Source organism: Hymenobacter sp. PAMC 26628 (assembly GCF_001562275.1).
Taxonomy (GTDB): domain Bacteria; phylum Bacteroidota; class Bacteroidia; order Cytophagales; family Hymenobacteraceae; genus Hymenobacter.
The window spans coordinates 2,040,255-2,057,832 of sequence record NZ_CP014304.1 but is presented as its reverse complement, the minus strand read 5'-3'; the positions used below and the strand labels follow the sequence as shown (position 1 = coordinate 2,057,832).

18 protein-coding genes are annotated in these 17,578 nt (G+C 66.7%); 6 read left to right on the top strand and 12 right to left on the bottom strand.

Features of this window, described 5'->3' with window-relative positions; translation table 11 throughout:
- Positions 1-57: 57 nt before the first annotated feature.
- The 3 genes from hisG to parS form a co-directional block, all read right to left on the bottom strand.
- Positions 58-909, bottom strand: coding sequence for an ATP phosphoribosyltransferase (hisG, locus tag AXW84_RS09055; RefSeq protein WP_068231706.1), 852 nt, complete (start codon positions 907-909; stop codon positions 58-60).
- 953 nt (positions 910-1,862) lie between these two features.
- Complete coding sequence (locus AXW84_RS09050) at positions 1,863-2,327, bottom strand: RES family NAD+ phosphorylase (protein ID WP_068231694.1); 465 nt, start codon at positions 2,325-2,327, stop codon at positions 1,863-1,865.
- 23 nt (positions 2,328-2,350) lie between these two features.
- The gene (gene parS / locus AXW84_RS09045) at positions 2,351-2,797 is read right to left on the bottom strand and encodes a type II RES/Xre toxin-antitoxin system antitoxin (protein WP_082773794.1); all 447 of its coding nucleotides are present in this window, start codon (positions 2,795-2,797) and stop codon (positions 2,351-2,353) included.
- Between the two features lie 238 nt (positions 2,798-3,035).
- On the opposite strand from parS, the gene AXW84_RS09040 reads away from it, so the two are divergent.
- Positions 3,036-4,145, top strand: coding sequence for a glycosyltransferase family 9 protein (locus tag AXW84_RS09040; protein WP_068231691.1), 1,110 nt, complete (start codon positions 3,036-3,038; stop codon positions 4,143-4,145).
- Positions 4,146-4,167: 22 nt separating this feature from the next.
- On the opposite strand, the gene AXW84_RS09035 is transcribed toward AXW84_RS09040, so the two are convergent.
- The 3 genes from AXW84_RS09035 to AXW84_RS09025 form a co-directional block, all read right to left on the bottom strand.
- Entirely contained in the window at positions 4,168-4,719 is a 552-nt protein-coding gene (locus tag AXW84_RS09035) for a GNAT family N-acetyltransferase (RefSeq protein ID WP_068231688.1), read from the bottom strand.
- 334 nt (positions 4,720-5,053) lie between these two features.
- The gene (gene eutC, locus AXW84_RS09030) at positions 5,054-5,836 is read right to left on the bottom strand and encodes an ethanolamine ammonia-lyase subunit EutC (RefSeq protein WP_068231684.1); all 783 of its coding nucleotides are present in this window, start codon (positions 5,834-5,836) and stop codon (positions 5,054-5,056) included.
- Between the two features lie 135 nt (positions 5,837-5,971).
- Entirely contained in the window at positions 5,972-6,178 is a 207-nt protein-coding gene (locus AXW84_RS09025; protein WP_157886901.1) for a hypothetical protein, read from the bottom strand.
- Positions 6,179-6,380: 202 nt separating this feature from the next.
- Here AXW84_RS09025 and AXW84_RS09020 point away from each other — a divergent pair, with 202 nt between their 5' ends.
- The 4 genes from AXW84_RS09020 to AXW84_RS09005 all read left to right on the top strand — a co-directional run bounded on the left by AXW84_RS09020 (position 6,381) and on the right by AXW84_RS09005 (position 10,700).
- Positions 6,381-6,995, top strand: coding sequence for an RNA polymerase sigma factor (locus AXW84_RS09020; protein WP_068231675.1), 615 nt, complete (start codon positions 6,381-6,383; stop codon positions 6,993-6,995).
- Positions 6,992-7,429 carry a hypothetical protein gene (locus AXW84_RS09015; protein WP_068231672.1) on the top strand — a complete coding sequence of 146 codons (438 nt, stop codon included), beginning with the start codon at positions 6,992-6,994 and terminating at the stop codon, positions 7,427-7,429. Before AXW84_RS09020 ends, AXW84_RS09015 begins: the two co-directional genes overlap by 4 nt.
- 60 nt (positions 7,430-7,489) lie before the next feature.
- Positions 7,490-7,921 (top strand): hypothetical protein, encoded by a 432-nt coding sequence (locus tag AXW84_RS09010; protein ID WP_157886900.1) that lies wholly within the window; start codon positions 7,490-7,492, stop codon positions 7,919-7,921.
- 367 nt (positions 7,922-8,288) lie between these two features.
- Positions 8,289-10,700 (top strand): outer membrane beta-barrel protein, encoded by a 2,412-nt coding sequence (locus tag AXW84_RS09005; RefSeq protein ID WP_068231665.1) that lies wholly within the window; start codon positions 8,289-8,291, stop codon positions 10,698-10,700.
- Positions 10,701-10,925: 225 nt separating this feature from the next.
- Here the strand turns inward: AXW84_RS09005 and AXW84_RS09000 are convergent, their stop codons facing one another.
- The 3 genes from AXW84_RS09000 to eat form a co-directional block, all read right to left on the bottom strand.
- Positions 10,926-12,314 (bottom strand): ethanolamine ammonia-lyase subunit EutB, encoded by a 1,389-nt coding sequence (locus tag AXW84_RS09000; RefSeq protein WP_068231664.1) that lies wholly within the window; start codon positions 12,312-12,314, stop codon positions 10,926-10,928.
- 70 nt (positions 12,315-12,384) lie between these two features.
- Positions 12,385-12,729 carry a hypothetical protein gene (locus AXW84_RS08995; RefSeq protein WP_068231661.1) on the bottom strand — a complete coding sequence of 115 codons (345 nt, stop codon included), beginning with the start codon at positions 12,727-12,729 and terminating at the stop codon, positions 12,385-12,387.
- A gap of 76 nt (positions 12,730-12,805) precedes the next feature.
- Positions 12,806-14,122 (bottom strand): ethanolamine permease, encoded by a 1,317-nt coding sequence (gene eat, locus AXW84_RS08990; RefSeq protein WP_068231657.1) that lies wholly within the window; start codon positions 14,120-14,122, stop codon positions 12,806-12,808.
- A 205-nt stretch (positions 14,123-14,327) separates the two neighbouring features.
- On the opposite strand from eat, the gene AXW84_RS08985 reads away from it, so the two are divergent.
- Entirely contained in the window at positions 14,328-14,585 is a 258-nt protein-coding gene (locus AXW84_RS08985) for a hypothetical protein (protein ID WP_068231654.1), read from the top strand.
- Here AXW84_RS08985 and AXW84_RS08980 read toward each other — a convergent pair.
- The 3 genes from AXW84_RS08980 to AXW84_RS08970 all read right to left on the bottom strand — a co-directional run bounded on the left by AXW84_RS08980 (position 14,554) and on the right by AXW84_RS08970 (position 17,576).
- Positions 14,554-15,351, bottom strand: a complete 798-nt coding sequence (locus tag AXW84_RS08980) for an IS5 family transposase (RefSeq protein WP_068230369.1) — start codon at positions 15,349-15,351, stop codon at positions 14,554-14,556. The genes AXW84_RS08985 and AXW84_RS08980 overlap by 32 nt on opposite strands.
- A gap of 81 nt (positions 15,352-15,432) precedes the next feature.
- Positions 15,433-16,596 (bottom strand): tetratricopeptide repeat protein, encoded by a 1,164-nt coding sequence (locus AXW84_RS08975; protein ID WP_082773791.1) that lies wholly within the window; start codon positions 16,594-16,596, stop codon positions 15,433-15,435.
- 26 nt (positions 16,597-16,622) lie between these two features.
- Positions 16,623-17,576 carry a hypothetical protein gene (locus AXW84_RS08970; protein WP_068231647.1) on the bottom strand — a complete coding sequence of 318 codons (954 nt, stop codon included), beginning with the start codon at positions 17,574-17,576 and terminating at the stop codon, positions 16,623-16,625.
- Positions 17,577-17,578 lie beyond the last annotated feature (2 nt).

Genomic DNA, 17,578 nt, shown 5'->3' with positions numbered 1-17,578 from the left:
AAATTCGGGCAGCCTTGCAACTGCTCGTTGTTCACTGATAACTGTTCACTGAAATGCTTAGGCAATCATTTTCTCAATGGGCAACACCAGGATGCCTTCGGCCCCGACGGCCTTGAGCTGGCTGGTGATGTGCCAGAAGTCGTCTTCCTGCACCACCGACTGCACCGACACCCAGCCGGCCTCGGCCAGCGGCGTTACCGTGGGCGACTTGATGCCCGGCAGCAAGCGGCGCACCTCGTCGAGGGCCCCCACCGGGGCGTTGAGGATGATGTACTTGCTGCGCTTGGCCCGGCGCACGGCCTGCATCCGGAACTGGAGCTGATCAAGTAGGTCTTTTTGCTCAGCGCTCAGGTTGGGCTGGGCGATGAGCACGGCCTCGGAGCGGAACACGGTTTCGACCTCGCGCAGGCCGTTGCCGAGCAGCGTCGAGCCGCTGCTCACGATGTCGCAGATGGCCTCGGCCAGCCCGATGCTGGGCGCAATCTCCACCGAGCCGCTGATGGTGTGCAGCTGGGCCTGCACGCCGTGGGCGGCCAGGTAGCGGCCCAGCAGGTGGGGGTACGAGGTGGCGATGCTCTTGCCCTGCAAGGTGGCCACCGAGTCGTAGGCGTCGCCGCGGGGCACGGCCAGGCTCAGGCGGCACTTGCTAAAGCCCAGGGCCTCCACCTGCAAGTGGGCGCCGTCGGCTTCTTCGAGCACGTTCTGGCCCACGATGCCCAGGTCGGCCACGCCGTCCTGCACGTAGCCGGGGATGTCGTCGTCGCGCAAAAACAGGATTTCGAGCGGGAAGTTGGTGGCCTCGGTCTTGAGCTTGTACGAGCTGCTGAGGAAGCTGATGCCGCACTCGCGGATGAGCTGGAGCGAGTCCTCGCTCAGGCGGCCGGACTTCTGAATGGCTAAACGGAGCATAGAAAACTTGGTAAGCGGCGGCCACTTAGGGCCCCTGCGGCGGCGAGCCGGCGGCGTGGAGGCCCGGCCAGTACCGGCCGGCGGCGCCCCGCGCGCATCCCACAAAATGAAAACGAAACAAGAAACCCGGCGCAACGGCGCGGCACGGGCGCGGCGGCGGAGGCGCGGGCTACCGGCGCTGCATCAGCCCCCGGCACGCCGCCCGGCCCCCTACCGATGGTGGTGGGGATGGCCGTGGCCCACGGCGGCGTTCCCGGCCAAAACGGCCGTTGCAGCGAAGCAAAAAGGGAAAGCGGGGGTGGTCATTCTGGCCGCAAAGGTAGTTCGGTTTCCCAAACGGGCAAGGCCGGGGAAAGGTTTTGCGGGTGGGGCAGGATGGCCACCGTTTTATTCGGCAAGTAAAGCGTGCTTAAAAAGCAATAAACTTTTATTAGATTTGCCTTGTACAACACTTGCACTGCAACTGTACTACAGATGTAGTGCAATAACAAAACAGGGGGCCGCACCTTTCGGTCCAGCCCCCTGCCCTACTTAATCCAATGAGCGGCTGCCGATAGGGCGCTGCCACTCACCAGAAACCCTACGAGCCACTTGACTAGCTCCGGGGGTATCCGAAGTTTGAGTCTTAGCTCAAACCCCGGTTTCGCACGTTCCTTTTTCATTCCAGGAAGAAGTTTAGGTGCTTGACCCACCTACTTCTTGAAGCCCCGACTGTTCCACCAGCCGGGGCTTCGCTTTTTAGGGCGACCGTGTGGTGAGGCGGATTAACCGTGCGATGCGCCGAAGATGCTAAGCCAAGTAGCAGGACCCATACCGATGAAAATGCCTAGTACAATTCTGGGCATAGCACTATAGCCACAACCGATTTACTGTAAGCACTTTGCACCACAATTCAGGTAGCAACGTGCTAAAAATGGTAACCGGCGATTGTGGATAATTAGCTAATTATTTGGCTATCCCGCCGCCTCTTCGCCTTTAATGCGCGGGTCGAATGCGAAATCCTCCCGGGCCACGAGGCGCACGCGGGCAAAATCGGGGTGTTGCGTGTTGAAGACGTAGTTGAACTCGTGGGCGATGACCGACGAGGGCACCCGCAGCACGGCCGCGGCCCGGCGCGCGTACCAGGCCGCGCCCAGGGGCTGGCAGCGGGCGTAGTGCGCCGGCGACTGCCAGTCGGCGGGCAGGTCAGCCAGCGTGAGTTCTTCCACCGCCAGGTCGTCGGGGAAGTCGATGACCACCACCTTGAACAGGTCGCTGAGGCCCTCGCCGCTGCGGTGCACCACGTTTTCGAGGCAGGCCAGGGCCCGGCTGCCGGCGGCGTAGAGCACGAACTGGCCGCGCAGGTTCCAGCGGCCGGGGTTGCCGGAGGCCACCAGGGCGTCGGCGTACTTGGCCAGGCAAATGCGGTAGACTTCCACAACGGTGCTACTGGGGGGCCCGGTTAGGCCAGGTCGCCGTAGGCAATGCGGTCGATTTCCTCCGTCACCAGGTCGATGCCGCCGCTGGTTTCGAGCAGCGCCAGCGGCACCTGGGCCCCCAGGCCGTAGGCGGGCTTGCTGAGCCAGCGCCGGAACGCGGCCGGGGCCCCAAATACTTCTTCGCCGCGGCGGGCCAGGGCCAGCAGCTTGAGCACCTGCTCGCTGGCGGCGGGGCTCAGGCGCTTTTTGGCCTCGCGGTAGGTGCGCAGGGTTTTGGTGGTGGTGTGCAGCAGGTCGGCCAGCTCGTCGGCGCGGAGCTGAAGCACGCCGGCCACGTCGAACGCCGTTTTGGCCGGCACGCCGGCGCGCGCCGCCATCACCAGCGCGTAGGGGTCGGCCACGGCGGTGGCCAGGCTCAGCAGGGCGGCGGAATAAACGGCGGTGCGGGGGTGAATAGCGGCGGCGGGCATGGCGACGGCGGGAAATATTTCCCCAAAGATGGGAACATTTTCCCTAACAACGGGAAAATGTTCCGTTTTGGTTCGGGGCCCCTGCCCTGGCACGCTGCGGGCGGGCCGCGGGCGAAAAAAAGGCGGGGCCCGCCAGGAAAATAAAAAAGCGCCCCGCGTAGGGGTGCGGGCCGGGCCGGGTATCTTCCCACCGCGGGGCCCCAGCGGCGCCGCTGCACCCACCTTCCCACACCGCCCGATGCCCCCAGCCCCGTTGCCCCCTGGCCGCCCCGCCCGCCTGAAGTGGGCGGAACATTTTTTTAAGAACCTGGCGCTCGACGCGTTTCTAGCCCTGCGCCGGGGCCGGGTGGGGGCCGGGCCGGTTCACCTCACCGCCGCCGACACCGTGGTGTTTCTGCGGCTCAACGGCATCGGCGACGCGCTGGTCAGCACGCCTTGCATCCAGGCCATCAAGGAGCGTTTTGGCTGCCGAACGGTCGTCGTCGCCGACGTTCAGAACCACTTTATTTTTGCCAATAATCCCAGCGTGGACCACGTCGTCGTGTACCGCAAGGGGCCCCTGGGCTTGTGGCGCGCGCGCCGGGCGGCCCAGGCGTTCCGGCCCGTAGCGGTCGTCGACTTGCACGAGCAGCTCTCCACCACCGTCAGCCTGCTGGCCGGGGTGCTGCGCGCGCCCTACAAGGTGGCCCTGCGCAAGCGCAACGCCGCCCTGTTTACGCACCCGGTGCCCGACCTGGACCCGGCCCGCCACCACGTGGTGGAGCGCTTGGCCCACCTGGGGGCCGCTTTTGGGCCGGCGGGGTGCCCCGGGCCGCTGCGCCTGGCCTACCGGGCCCCGGCGGCGGCCACGCGGAAAGCGCAGGATTTTTTGCGCACGGCCTTTCCGGGCGCGCACCGCTTCGTCGGCCTCAACACGTCCGCGGGCGGCGACTCACGGTTTTGGGGCGTCGACAACTACCGCCGCCTGGCCGACGCGCTGCGGGCCGACGGCTGGACGCCCGTGGTGCTGGCGTCTCCGGCCGACCAGGAGCGGGTGGCCCAGGCCCTGGCCCCGGCGCCCGTGTTCTGCTCCGCGTCCTTCGACGAGTTTGCGGCGGTCATCGGCGAGCTGGCCGTGCTGGTGTCGCCGGACACGGCGGCGGTGCACGTGGCGGCGGCCTACGGCATTCCCGTCTTTGGGCTGTACGTGGCCGAGCGCGTGGGCCACCTCAACTGGTACCCCTACGGCAGCCGCTACGAGTGGATCATTGCCCCCAGCACCATCAAAAATATCCCGTTTGCCGACGCCTGGGCGCAGCTACACCCCTTTTTGCGGGCGCTGGCCCTCCCCCCGCCCGCCCCCGCGTGACCGGCCGGCGCCGCCCGGGGCCCTAGCCGGCCGCCAGGGCCGCCTGCTGGGCGCGCCACTCGGGCCCGAGAATGCTCATTTCCACCAGGCTCCAGTAGGCGTCGCCGTGGCGGGCCACGTCGCGCAGGGTGCCGTCGGTGTGGAAGCCGCAGGCGCGGTAGCAGCGGATGGCGCCGTGGTTAAAGTCGTACACGCCCAGGCCGATGCGGTGCAGGCCCAACGCTTCGAAGCCGATGCGCAGCAGCGCCCGCACCATGGCCCCGCAGTAGCCGCGCCCGCGCGCCGCGCCGGGCCCCACCAGCACCCGCGTGATGCGCCCCGACCGGTCGCGCGCGCTGATGCTGCCCAGCGAGATGTGGCCCACCGTCTGCCCGGTGGCGGCTTCTACGGCCTTGTAAATGAACACGTCGGGCGCGGCGAAGTCGTTGGCGCCGCGGATGTACCAGGCCAAATCGTCGGGGGTGAGCGGGAAGGCGAAGAGCGAGCCGCACCACTCGCTGAGCAGCTGCTCGGTGTCGATCCAGGCGATGAGCTGGGCAAAATCGGCGGGGCCGAAGGGTTCTAGCGTAATCATAACAAGCAAAAGCCGCGTAAAACCCCAAAGTAACTGCCCCGCGGCCGGGGGCCCTAATCCGGGGCGGCGGCGGCCCCGGACGCGGCGCTCGGCGCGGGGCCCTGGAACTGCTCCTCGGGGCCCACCACGGCGCGGGTTTTGAATAGACTTGTTCTTGAATCAGAAACGCCGTAAAAAGAACGTCATGCTGAGCTTGTCGAAGCAGCTCTCCCGCTGACTAAACATGATTTACTGCCGCGGGAGCGATGCTTCGACAAGCTCAGCATGACGTTGAAGATTTCCAGTATTTGGAAATAAGCCTACTAACGCTTCCCCGCTTGTACTAAGCCCGGCCTTACGCGCCCAACCGGCCCGACTCGTCCTTCAGCGCCACGCCGGACAGGCCCCGGCGCAGGGCCTCGCGCAGCAGAAACAACAGCGTATCGGCCGCCGCGGCGTAGCCCAGGCCTTCGGGCCGAATGTTCGAGACGCAGTTGCGGGCCGCGTCCGTGAGGCCCGGCCGGGGCGCGTGGGTGAGGTAGGCCCCCAGGCTGTCGGGTGCGCTCAGCCCCGGCCGCTCGCCGATGAGCACCAGCACCAGCCGGGCCCCCAGCAGCTGGCCGGTTTCGTCGCCGAGCGCCACGCGGGCCTGCGCAGCCAGCACCAGGGGCCCCACCCGCAGGGCGGCGGCTTGCAGCGGCGGCAGCAGCAACGCCAGCAGCGGGGCGGCGTGGGCGTTCACGGCCGTGGCCGAGAGGCCGTCGGCCAGCACCACGGCCACGTCGCAGGGGCCCGGCCCCAGGGCCCCCAGCGCCTGCCGCGACGCCTCGTTGAGCTGGCGGCCCCAGTCGGGGCGGTGCAGGTAGGCCGGGCGGTCGGGGGCGCGGCTGTGCACCGGGCACACGGGCAGGCCCAGGGGCCCCAGCGCGGCCGTCAGCCCGTCGGCGTCCAGGGCCGAGTACACCGCGTCGCGGGCGTGGGCGTGGGCCAGCCGGAAGGCCAGCGCCGCGCGCAGCGGCTCGCTGGTGCCCGTGCGCCCCAGGGCGATGCGGGCGGCGGTGAAGGCTTGCAGCCCGGCCCAGGGGTCGGGCGCGGGGCCGTCGGCGGCGGGTAGCAGAGAAGCGGGCGTTTCGGGCATGGGCGGCGGGGAAGGCGTTGGGGCAGGGCGCGGCGGTTATTCGCCGTGGTTAACGCCGATTACCAGGCTGTCCTTCCCGGCTGAAAAGGAAATAAGATCCGCGGCCAGCGGCGGCGGGTCGTAGAAATACGCCACTTAGCCCGAGCCGGGGTAGACGGACTGGCGGCCCCCGGGGCCCATAATGGCCCGGGCCTCGCGCACGGGCATTCCGGCGCGGGCCCGGTACGAGTTTTTCCAATTCCGCCGCCTGTCCCAAGCACCGGGGCCCCAAAACAGCACGTACGTAGCCAGCAGTGCCAGCAGCAGGCAAAAACCCAGGCCGTAAGAAAGCACTTTTAACATGGGCAGTGACATGGGCAGTGACATGCCTTGGCCGGCGCGCGTTGGGTTGCTGTTTTGCCCCAAGGTAGGAACAAAGCCATTCTCAGGGCAAGGGGTAGCACGAGCGCAGGAATAGAGTATTGGGCAAGAAAAGGCGCGCCGGTTGGGGGCCCCACATACGTTCGCGTGCAACATCTTCCCGATTAATCGGTCTCATCCGCAGATGAGCCACTCGCCCACCCCTCCGGTAACCGACCAGCAGCTGGTGGCGCAGGTGCTGGGGGGCCATACCGCGGCCTTTGGGCAGCTCGTGCGGCGCACGGAGGGCCTGGTGACGCAGCTGGTGTTCAAGATGATTCGCCACCCCGCCGACCGCCCGGACATCGCGCAGGAAGTGTACCTGAAGGTTTTCAAGAACCTGGCCGGGTTTAAGTTTCAGGCCAAGCTCTCAACCTGGGTGGGTCAGATTGCCTACAATACGTGCCTGCACTACCTGGAAAAGAAGCAGCTGGTGCTGGTGGACTTGGCGGAGCCCACGCCGGACGACGCGGCGGAAGCAGGCCGCCGGGGCCCCCCAACCCCGGTGGCCGGGCCGGGCTACGACCCGGAAACGGCCCTTTTCGACCAAGACCTGGCCGGCATTTTAAGCGCGGCCATCGAGCAGCTGCCCCCGCTCTACCGCACCCTGGTTGCCCTCTACCACCAACAAGAATTGAGCTACGAGGAAATCGCCCAGGTAACGTCCCTGCCGGACGGGACGGTGAAAAACTACCTATTCCGGGCGCGCAAACTCTTGAAGCAACGCCTGCTGGCCACCTACCACCGCGACGACCTATGACCCAGCCCCACCTTTCCGACGACAACCTGCAACTTGCCGCGGCCGCCGCCCCGCTCCCAGCGGCGGCGGCCACCCACCTGCCCGCTTGCCGCCTTTGCCAGGCCCGGGTAGCCACGTACCGGCAGCTGTTTGCCGCCGCGGCCCACCTGCCGCCACCCGCTTTTAATTTTGATCTCGCGGCGGCGGTACTGGCCCAGCTGCCCCGGCCGAAGCCAGCTTTCCCCTGGGTGCTCGTGCTGGTGGCCGTGCCGGTGTTGGGGGTAGTGGTCGCGTTTGTGGCGCTGTTTGGCGGCGCGCTGGGGCAGGTGTTTCAGAACTGGTCAACTGGGCTGGGCGCCGGGCTAGTGGCGGTGGCCGGCTTCGTCGTGGCCGGGCAGGGCCTGGAGTTGCTGGTCCGGCACCGCCGGCACATGCGCCTGCTCACTTTTTCGTAATTTTTTGCAACCCGACCGGCGCTGGCCGGTCTCATGCGGTACTACCCCCCGGCCCACCCCATGAAACGCACCTGGCTGCTTCTGCTTTTTTGCCTGACTGCCTGGGGGGCCCCGGCGCAGAGTATCCCGGGGCTGACCCTTGATAACAACGCGTTGGAATTCGCCCGACGGGTCCTTTTTCCCGCATTCGCGCTTTTTCTGCTCGGTTACTTCGTGTTGGCCGCTATCAGGCTGGTCTTGAATTACCTACTGAAGCGGCAGATAATTACGTCGGCTACCTCGGAGAGCATTGTCGAACGCCTCCTACCCGGCCCGCAGGACGAGCAGAACAAGGTCGTGAAGTGGGTCGCACTGCTGTTGAGCAGCGGTGGGGGGCTCCTGCTGTGCAGCCGGTACCTGCCCCTGGGCCTTCACTCCGTTATTATTCTGCTTTTCAGCACCGCGCTGGGCTTTTTGGCCTACTACCTCTACTTACGCCGCCAGGCAAAGTAGGCCCACGCAACGCTTTTTCTGCCCCGCCTTTCAGAGCCGTCAACTTCAGTCGGGCCGGCGTGAACCTCACGAGACCTGCCTGAAGTTAACTGCCCTGCCCCGTGGGGCCTGTTCGCCCGATGGCCTCTAAAGCCCCCAGCGCCCGGGAGCGACTGCGACCAACGACGCTACGTTTTCATCTCGCTTAACCTTCAAATCTCTCATGAATTCGTCCCACTACTCAACTCAACCTACTAGGTATTGCCTGGTATCTTGCATTGCAAGCAAATTTATTAACCAAGCACTTACCTCAAATATCAGGCTTTTAGCAGCTTGGTTACGGCATCATGCTCGCGGCCGTTTGGCACTTGTAAACTCGGGAAAGGTCATGGCTTTCTTGCTGGCGGTGGTTAGCTTGTTGCCCCAACTTGCGGCGGCCCAGGGCCCCGGGCAAATAGCTGGTACGCTGCTGGACCAGCGCACGCGCCAGCCGCTGCCCTTTGCCAACGTCTTGCTATTGCGGCTGCCCGACTCCACCCTGGCGGGCAACGCCCAAACGGCTGAAAACGGCACGTTTGCGCTGGCTGGCTTCGCGCCGAACACGTACCTGCTCCGGGCCGAGGCCCTGGGGTACCAGTCCGCGCGCCGGCTCGTTGTGCTGCGCGCCGGGGCCCCGGCGGTTCGCCTGGGCGAGTGGCTGCTGGCACCGGCGGCCGTGCAGCTCGGCGGCGTGGTGGTGCAGGGCGAAAAGGCGGCGGTGGTCAACGAGCTGGGCAAAACCATTGTCAACGTAGCGAAGGACCTGAACAGCGCGGGCGGCACGGCGGCGGATGTGCTCCAGAAAGTGCCCGCCGTGGCCGTGGACGACAACGGGCAGGTGAGCCTGCGGGGCAGCTCCAGCGTCACGCTTTACCTCGACGGCAAGCCCGCGCCCAGCAGCCTGCGCCTCGACCAGCTGCCCGCCAGCCGCCTCGAAACCATCGAGGTCATCACCAACCCGGGGGCCCAGTATTCGGCCCAGGGCACGGGCGGCATCATCAACCTGGTGCAGAAAAAGCAAACCCAGCCCGGCTGGAACGGCGACGTGCTGGCCACGGTGGGCACCCGCGATAAGTACAGCGCGTCGCTCAACCTCAACCGGCAGGTCGGCAAATTCAACTTTTTTGGGGGAGCTGATGGACTGAACAATCAGTTTCACGGTAGCTCGGCCTTGCAGCAAGTGGCCACGGTGGACGGCCGCACCACCCGCACCGACCAGACGGGCTCCAACATGCGCCACCAAACCAACTATAACCTGCGCCTGGGCGTTGAATACGCCCTCAACGACGAACAACATTTTACGCTGACGGCCCAGTGCAATAAACAGGATTTCCGGACCACGCAGAACTTTACTACCCTGCTTACCCACGATAGCGACCCTACCATTACCCTGCAAAACCAAAACCTGGAAGTCGACAATCTCTACGACGGCCGCGTCTCGGGCAATTACCGGCGCACCTGGGCCGCCCACCCCGGCCGCGAGCTAACCGCCAGCGCCACCTATACCCTGGACGGCGGCACGGTGACGACCCAGCAGCGCGTGCTGGACGGCCCCGCCAGCTACTCGCGCCAGGCCCGCCAGCAGCTGCTCGACGTAGTTATTCAGATGCCCTCGGCGCAGGTCGACTACGTGCACCCGCTGGACGAAAAGCGCCGCTGGGGGGCGGGGGTCAAGGCGGACGTGATGGTGACGCCCGGCACGGCCGATTATGCGGTGCAGCCAACGGCCGAAGCCGAATTTGTTCGGCAGGAAGCGGGCTCGTACCGCTACCGCTACCAGCAGGTTATCCCGCAAGCCTACGGCTCTTACCAGCAGAAAGCCGGGGCGTGGGACTACCAGGCCGGCCTGCGCGCCGAATTTACGGGGCTGCAAGCCCAGGTACTGCCCACGGGCTCGGCCAGCCAGCGCATTTTTAATGTATTCCCCTCGGCTACGGTGGCGCGCACGCTGCCCCACGAGCAGCGCCTCCAGCTCAGCTACTCCCGCCGGCTCAACCGGCCCAACTTTCTGCAAATCATTGCGTTGCCCATCTACTCCGATGCCCGCAACTACGTGGTGGGCAACCCCGACCTGCGCCCCGAGTACGTGCACGTGGCGGAGCTGGGCCACCAGGTGGCGTGGCAGGCCACCACGCTCAGCACCACCCTGTTCGGGCGCTTCGCCAGCCAATCCATCCAGAGCCTGCGCACGATTGATACCCTGGCGACCCGCCTCAGCGGGCAGCCCGATTTCATTGCCCGCACCAGCTACGCCAACTTCGGCCGCACGGCCAGCTACGGGCTGGAAATCTCGCTCACGCACCCGCTGGCGGCGTGGTGGAAGCTCACGGCCAACGGCTCGTTTTTCCGCAGCCAGGTGGCCAGCTACGCCGGCGACGGCACCCGCGCCAACTTCACCGGCACGGCGTACTTGCTGAATACTTTCAGCCCCACCAAGGCGCTGGCCCTGCAGCTTAGCGGCAACTACCGGGCCCCGCTGGTGGTGCCGCAGGGCCGCCTGCTGGCCGTGTACGGCGTGGACGTGGCCCTGCGCCAGCGGCTATTCCACGACCGCGCCGCGCTCACCCTGCGCGTCAGCGACCTGTTCAACACGCGCCGCCAGTACGCTCAGCTGGCCGCCGACGGCCTCAGCGCCGACCTGCAAACCAAGTACGAAACGCGCGTGGGCTACCTGGGCTTCACCTGGTTTCTGGGCAATAACAAGCCCGCAAGCTCCATCGAAAACCAGCCCAAAGGCGACACCGGCGGCTTCGGCGGCTAGCAGCGGGGCGGTGGTTAAGCAACCATCAACCAGCAGGAAACGGAGGAAACACTTAGTAGACTTGTTCTCGAATTAGAAAAAAGGCGGTCATGCAGCGCGCAGCGAAGCAACTTTCCCGCGTAACTAATCCCTGATTACTGGCGCAGTAGAAATGCTTCGCTGCGCGCTGCATGACCGTTCATTTTTGTGCAGTTTTTATTTGGGAATAACGCCACTCCCGGGGCCCTACCGCAGCGGCGCCGGCAGCTGGCCCAGCAGCGGGGCGGCAGCCGACGCGGGCAGCAGGGCCCCCTGGGCGTCGAAAATGCCCTGCTGCACCAGCCAGGCCTCGAACTCGGGGGCCGGGCGCAGGCCCAACACCCGGCGCAGGTACAGCGCGTCGTGGAAGGACGTGGACTGGTAGCCGAGCATGATGTCGTCGGCCCCGGGCACGCCCATGACGAAGTTGCAGCCCGCCACGCCCAGCAGCGTGAGCAGCGTGTCGGTGTCGTCCTGGTCGGCCTCGGCGTGGTTGGTGTAGCACACGTCCACGCCCATGGGCAGGCCCAGCAGCTTGCCGCAAAAGTGGTCTTCGAGCGCCGCCCGGATGATTTGCTTGCCATCGTAGAGGTACTCGGGGCCGATGAAGCCGACCACCGAATTTACCAGCAGCGGCCGGAAGCGCCGGGCCACGGCGTAGGCCCGGGCCTCGCAGGTTTGCTGGTCCAGCCCGTGGTGGGCATTGGCCGAGAGGGCGCTGCCCTGGCCGGTTTCGAAGTACATCACGTCCTGCCCCACCGTGCCGCGGTTCAGGCCCCGCGTGGCCTCCCAGGCTTCCTGCAACACGCTCAGGTTGAGGCCGAAGCTGGCGTTGGCGGCCTCGGTGCCGGCGATGGACTGAAACGTGAGGTCTACCGGGGCCCCCTGCTCAATCAATTGCAAAGCGGTGGTGACGTGGCACAGCACGCAGGCCTGGGTGGGAATGGCGTATTGCTCGCGCACGGCGTCCAGCATGTGCAGCAAGTTGCTCACGGCCTGCGTATTGTCAGTGGCCGGGTTGATGCCAATCACGGCGTCGCCGCTGCCGTAGCGCAGGCCGTCCACGAGGCTGGCGGCGATGCCGCGCAGGCCGTCGGTGGGGTGGTTGGGCTGCAGGCGGGTGGCCAGGCGCCCGCGCAGCCCCAGCGTGTTGCGGAAGCGCGTGACGACCTCCACGCGGCGGGCCACGGCAATCAGCTCCTGGTTGCGCAGCAGCTTGCTCACGGCGGCCACCATTTCGGGCGTCAGGCCCGGGGCCAGCGCGGCCAGGGCCCCCGCGTCAGCAGCGTCCGACACCAGCCAGTCGCGCAGCTGCCCCACCGTGGCGTGGCCCACGGGCGCAAACGCCGCCGCGTCGTGGGTGTCCATAATGAGCCGCGTCACCTCGTCCTGCTCGTAAGGCACCAGCGCCTCGCTGAGGAAATTGCGCAGCGGCACGTCAGCCAGTGCGTACTGGGCGGCCACGCGCTCCTCGTAGGTGGCGGCGGCCACGCCGGCCAGCGCGTCGCCGGCGCGCAGCGGCGAGGCCCGCGCCAGCAGCGCTTTCAGGTCGTTGAACACGTAGGTGTGCTGGCGGACGGTGTGGCGGTAGGGCATTGGTTTCGAATCGGTACGGCCAACGAATATTTGCGGTAGCCAGGAACAGATTTATAGTAAAATCGAGGACCTACAGCGCTAAATCTATCCGTTTTTCTTTGCTGAATATTTCGTGGGCATATAAAAGTGTGTCACCTTGCGCTGTTTTAGCGCGAATTTGTATGTAGCAAATTTTATCAAAAAATCCTTCAAACCGACCGTTTTCGTCCGTGGTAAGAATGCTGTCGACATACCCGTTATAGCTATCGTAGTCTCCCCCCTGATAGTACGCGGATTGCACCATCAATTTTTTTCCTTTCAACGGCTTCTGGGTGGTGTGGTCGACCAATGTTCCGAAAACATGAGCATTCTTAACGTCGTTATTACTGCACGAACACAACAGGGCTATGGCCAAAAGTTTGAGAGATTTTGTCATGAAATGAAAGTACCGCTTTTACACCCTTGCCCCATCCTTCGGCCCTAGCAATAACGCCAGCCTACGGAGCGTCCGCCTACCGCAGCCGCCGGGCCCCGCCCAGCCCGACAAACGCCCCGAGCAGCACCAGCCCCACCGCCGCGAACACGCCGCTCAGCCGCAGGTTGTAGTACACCAGGGCCCCCAGGCTCAGCAGGGCGAGGGCCAGGGCCAGCAGCGGCACCCACGGGTAGCCGGGCACGGCGAAGGGGCGCGCCAGCTCCGGCCGGCGGCGGCGCAGGGCGAAGAGGCTGAGCAGGCTGACGATGTACATCACCAGGGCCCCCAGCACGGCCAGCACGATGAGCTGGTCGGTGGTGCCGGTGAGCAGGGCCCCCACGCCCACCGCGGCGCCCGCCGCCAGGGCCCAGTGCGGCGCCTGGCGGCCGTTGAGGCGGGCCAGGAAACCGGGCAAATAGCCCGCCCGCGCCAGGGCAAATACCTGCCGCGAGTAGCCGATGATGGTGCCGTGGAACGAGGCCACCAGCCCAAACAAGCCGATGCTGGCAAAAAAGCTGGTCCAGCGGCTGCCCCGGCCCAGCACCAGGGCCAGGGCCTCGGGCAGCGGGTAGTCGAGGCGGGCCAGGCGGCGCCAGTCGCCCACGCCGCCGGTCAGCACCATCACGCCCAGGGCCAGCGCCACCAGCGTGCCCAGGCCGTAGCCGTAGCCCCGCGGGATGGCGCGGCGCGGGTCTTGCACCTCCTCGGCCACCAGCGCCACGCCCTCGATGGCCAGGTAAAACCAAATGGCGAACGGCAGCGCCGCCAGCACCCCGCCCGCCCGCAGCGGCACCGGGTGGGCCAGGAAGTTCTCTGCCCGAAAGTGCGGGGCCACCAGCCCCAGGTACAGCAGCAGCTCGGCCACCGCCAGCCCCGTGGCCACCAGCGAAAACGTGGCCGACTCCTTGATACCCAGCAGGTTTACCAAGGTAAACACCGCGTAGCAGCCCAGCGCCGTGCCCAGCACCGGCAGCGCGGGCACCAGAAAATGCCCGTAGCTGCCCAGCGCAAACGCAATGGCCGGCGGCGTGAACAAGAACTCGACCAGCGTGGCGTAGCCGGCCACCAGGCCCCCCAGGGGCCCAAACGCCGCCTGCGCGTACACAAACGGCCCGCCCGCGCTGGGCAAGGCCGTCGTCAGCTCCGTGAAGCTGAACACGAACGCCACGTAGAGCACCGTGACCAGCCCCGTGGCGACGAGAAAGCCCACCGGCCCGGCCACCGCCCAGCCGTAGTTCCAGCCGAAGTACTCGCCCGAGATGACCAGGCCCACGGCCAGGGCCCAGAGGTGCAGCGGCGTGAGGGCTTTTCGGAGGCCGGGGGCCCCGGTGGCGGGCGGGGCGGGCGGCTTCATGGTGGCGGGGTGGCGGGAAACGGCCGCCCCAAGGTAAGGGCAAAAAGCCCCGCGGCGGGGCCCGCCCCGGGCAGCGGGCGGTGGGCGTAGCCGCGTTCGGCGCGGCCCCGGCAACCAATCGGCCAACCGGGCATCTGTTGTAGATTTCGAGTGTAATCCCCTTTTCCTCGCGCCCACGAACCGCCACGACGTTGCCGACCAAGAAGTGGTCCCCGCCCAGCTTATAGCTTTTCTGCTGGCCTGCGCGCGGGGCTTAACCAGGGGCTTTTTTCCACCGGCCGCGGCCGTCATCGCCTATAAGTTTGCCGACGCGGTGTTCGTCACGGGCTGCGTGCTGGTGGCCATGAAGCTGGCCCGCAAGGGCTGGGACTTGCCGGCGGCCGGCTACGCGGTGCTCTCCATTGCCTGGGGCGTGTTTTTCCTAGAGCCTGTTATGTACTTGAAGCGTGTCGGGCGAGCATAATACAGGCAAAAACGACAAAATGAAGCTGCTGTAAGGTCTGACTCAAGCGCTCGTGGTCGCGGGCCAGCCGCCGAAAGCGGCTGCACCAGGCAAAGCTGCGTTCGACCACCCACCGGCGGGGCAATAATACAAAACCAGTCTGCCCTTCTGGTTTCATAATTACTTGCAAGTCAATGTCATGCACCGCCGCTTCGTACTCCGGGTCCTCCCCCGTATACCCCTGGTCGCCGAAGCTGACCTCGACCGTTTGACCCGTCACTTCCTGCACCTGCCGACATAGCTCGCCCACCTGCGCCCGCTCCTGCTCATTAGCCGGGGTGACGACCACGCTCAGCAGGTGGCCCAGCGTATCCACGGCGATGTGCGCTTTACTTCCCTTGCGCCGTTTGGCTCCGTCATAGCCCGCCCGGTGTCCACTCTCAGGCGTGCTTTGCAGCGTGCGCCCGTCAAAAATGACGGCCGTGGGTGTAGCTGCCCGGCCCAGTAACATTCGCTGCAACTCATTCAAGTCGTGTACGATACGTTCGAATACGCGGGCGTCCCGCCAGCGCTCCCATTGCTGGTACACGGCCGCCCAGGGCGGCAGGTCGTGGGGCAGGTAACGCCAGGGGCAACCTGTGTGGGCCAGATAGCGCAAGCCATTAAAGAGGGCGCGCAACGGGTGTTCCCGTTGGGGCGCATCTTCACGCATCAAGCACAGGTAGGGGCACACAAATGCCCATTCATCGTCCGAAATATCACTGGGGTAACACCGCGTTGTCGCCATACCCCAAATTTAACCCTCAGTACAGAACAGCCTCTAGTCAGCAAGGCGATGAAATCTCCTGTAAGCGCTTCCCACCGCCAGCTAGCGCCGCGGCAAGCCCCCCACCGGGGCCAGGGGCGCCACGGCCGAGGGCCGGGCCCGCGGGGGCCCCGGGTAGTAAAGCGGGGCCAGGCGCAGGCTGTCGGGCAGCAGCAGGCGGGCGCGGTTGCCCACCTTCCACACCTTGTAGGTCCAGTGCGTGTTACCGGGGTTTTCGGCCACCAGCAGGCGGTACTGGGCCAGAGCGGCGGGCAATTGATTATGTTCTTCAAGGGCCTCGGCCAGCAGGGCGCGGGCCTTGGGCAGGCGCGGGTTGCGGCGCAGGGCCCGGGCTAGGTGCGGGATGAGGGCGGCCGGGCGCTGGCCGTGGGCCCCAGCGGCCAGCGCCAGGCGGTAATCGGCCCGGTACTGCGTGGTATCGAGCACTAGGGCGCGGCGGTAAAACCAGGCGGCGCTGTCCGCCACGCCTTTCAGCTCCAGCTGGCGGCCGTAGTCATAGTGCAGGGCCCCGGAGGCAGTGTCGAGGCGCAGGCCGCGGGCGGCGTAGCCCACGGCCTGCTCGGGGTCGCGCAGGGCGTTGTAGAGGAAGGCCAGCTGATGCAAAATCTCGGGCTGGCGCGGCTCGCGGGCCAGGGCCGCCCGCAGGTAGTCGAGGGCCTGGGCCGTGTCAGCCGAGGCAGCGTAGGCCAATCCCTTGTAAAACAGCGCCGCCGGCTCGTTGGGGTCAAGGCGCAGGGCGCGGTCGAGGTTGTCGAGGGCGGCGGGGTAGTCGCGGGCCGCTAAGTGGGTTTCGCCCACCAGCAGCGGCAGTTCGGGCCCCGTGAAGCCGTTGTCGGCCGCCCGGCGGGCGGCGGCCAGGGCCTCGGGTAGGCGGCCGAGCATCCGCAGGGCCCGGGCTTGCAGAAAGTACAAGGGCCCATCGTCGTCGCCATCGGTTAGGTCGAGGGCAGCGGAGGCGTCGCGCAGGGCGGCCGTGGGCTGGCCGGCGGCCAAGCGCAGGGCGGCGCGGCGCGAGAGCAAGGCCACGTTGCCCGGCTGCTGGCGCAGGGCCCCGTCCAGCTCGTCGGCCTGCACGCGGGGCCCACTCTGCACGGTGGCCAGGTCCACGAGGGTATCGGGCCGCTCGGCGGGGGCCGGCTGGCAGCCCGGGAGCCCCAGTGCCGCGGCCAGCAGCCCGGCGAGCAATACAATCGGCGCGCAACGCATGCCCAAAAGTACGGCCTACCGCGCCCTCAGGGCACCGGCACCGCAGGTGGGGCTCCGGCAGCAGCGGCGGCCCGCTGCCGGATCCGCAGCTGCCGCTGGGCCCGGCGGGTGGTGGCCCGTTGCAGGGGCTCTAGCAGTTGCTGGCACAAGCGGTTGATAGTCAGGTCTTCGCTGGTATAGGTGGGCAGGCGGACGGCTTTTTGCAGCAGGGCCACAGCGCGGCGGCGGCGGCCTTGGTAGCGGTACATGCGGGCGAGGTCGTAATAAAACGACACCCGAGACGAATCCAGGCGGATGGCCGTTTCGAGGCTGCGCAGGGCATCGGCCACGCTGCCGCCGGGTGGCACCCCGCCCAGGAACACTTTGCTGTAAACACGCTCCAGCGCATTGTAGTGGCCCACGCGGTACTGCCAGCGGCCCAGCAATTGCCAGGCTTCGGGTAAATCAGGACGCTGGGCCACGGCCAGAAATACGTAGGAGCGCAGGTCGCGGAACGCTGCCAAGCGGTTTTCCGAACGGTACAAACTCGCTCGACTGAACAGGGCCAGGGCGGCGGCGTAGTTGCTCTCGCCGCCCTCGGGGCGCAGGGCCAGGGCCCGGTCGGCGTAGCGCGCGGCGGCGGTGAAGTAGGCCGCCTTGCGGGTTTCGTCGGAGTACCGGGCCCCTATTTTCACGCTCAGCACGGCCGCCTGCCACAAGGCCAAGTAGTGCGCCGGATTGATTTTTAGCACGTTCTGATACACGGCCAGGGCCTCCGAATCTTTGTAGCGGTTGACGAGCTGCACGGCGTCGAACAGCTTTTGGCGCACGGCCAGTGGGTCGCCTGCCACGGTATCGAGTGGCGTGGCCATGGCCGGCGCGGTGGGCGGGGCCCCAGGCGCGGCCGGCTGCTGGGCTGCCGCTGGGGCCCCCACCGCCAGGCCTGCCGCCAGCACGGCCAGCGCCAGCCACCTCCCCCACCGCCGGAGCCCGCCGCGCACAG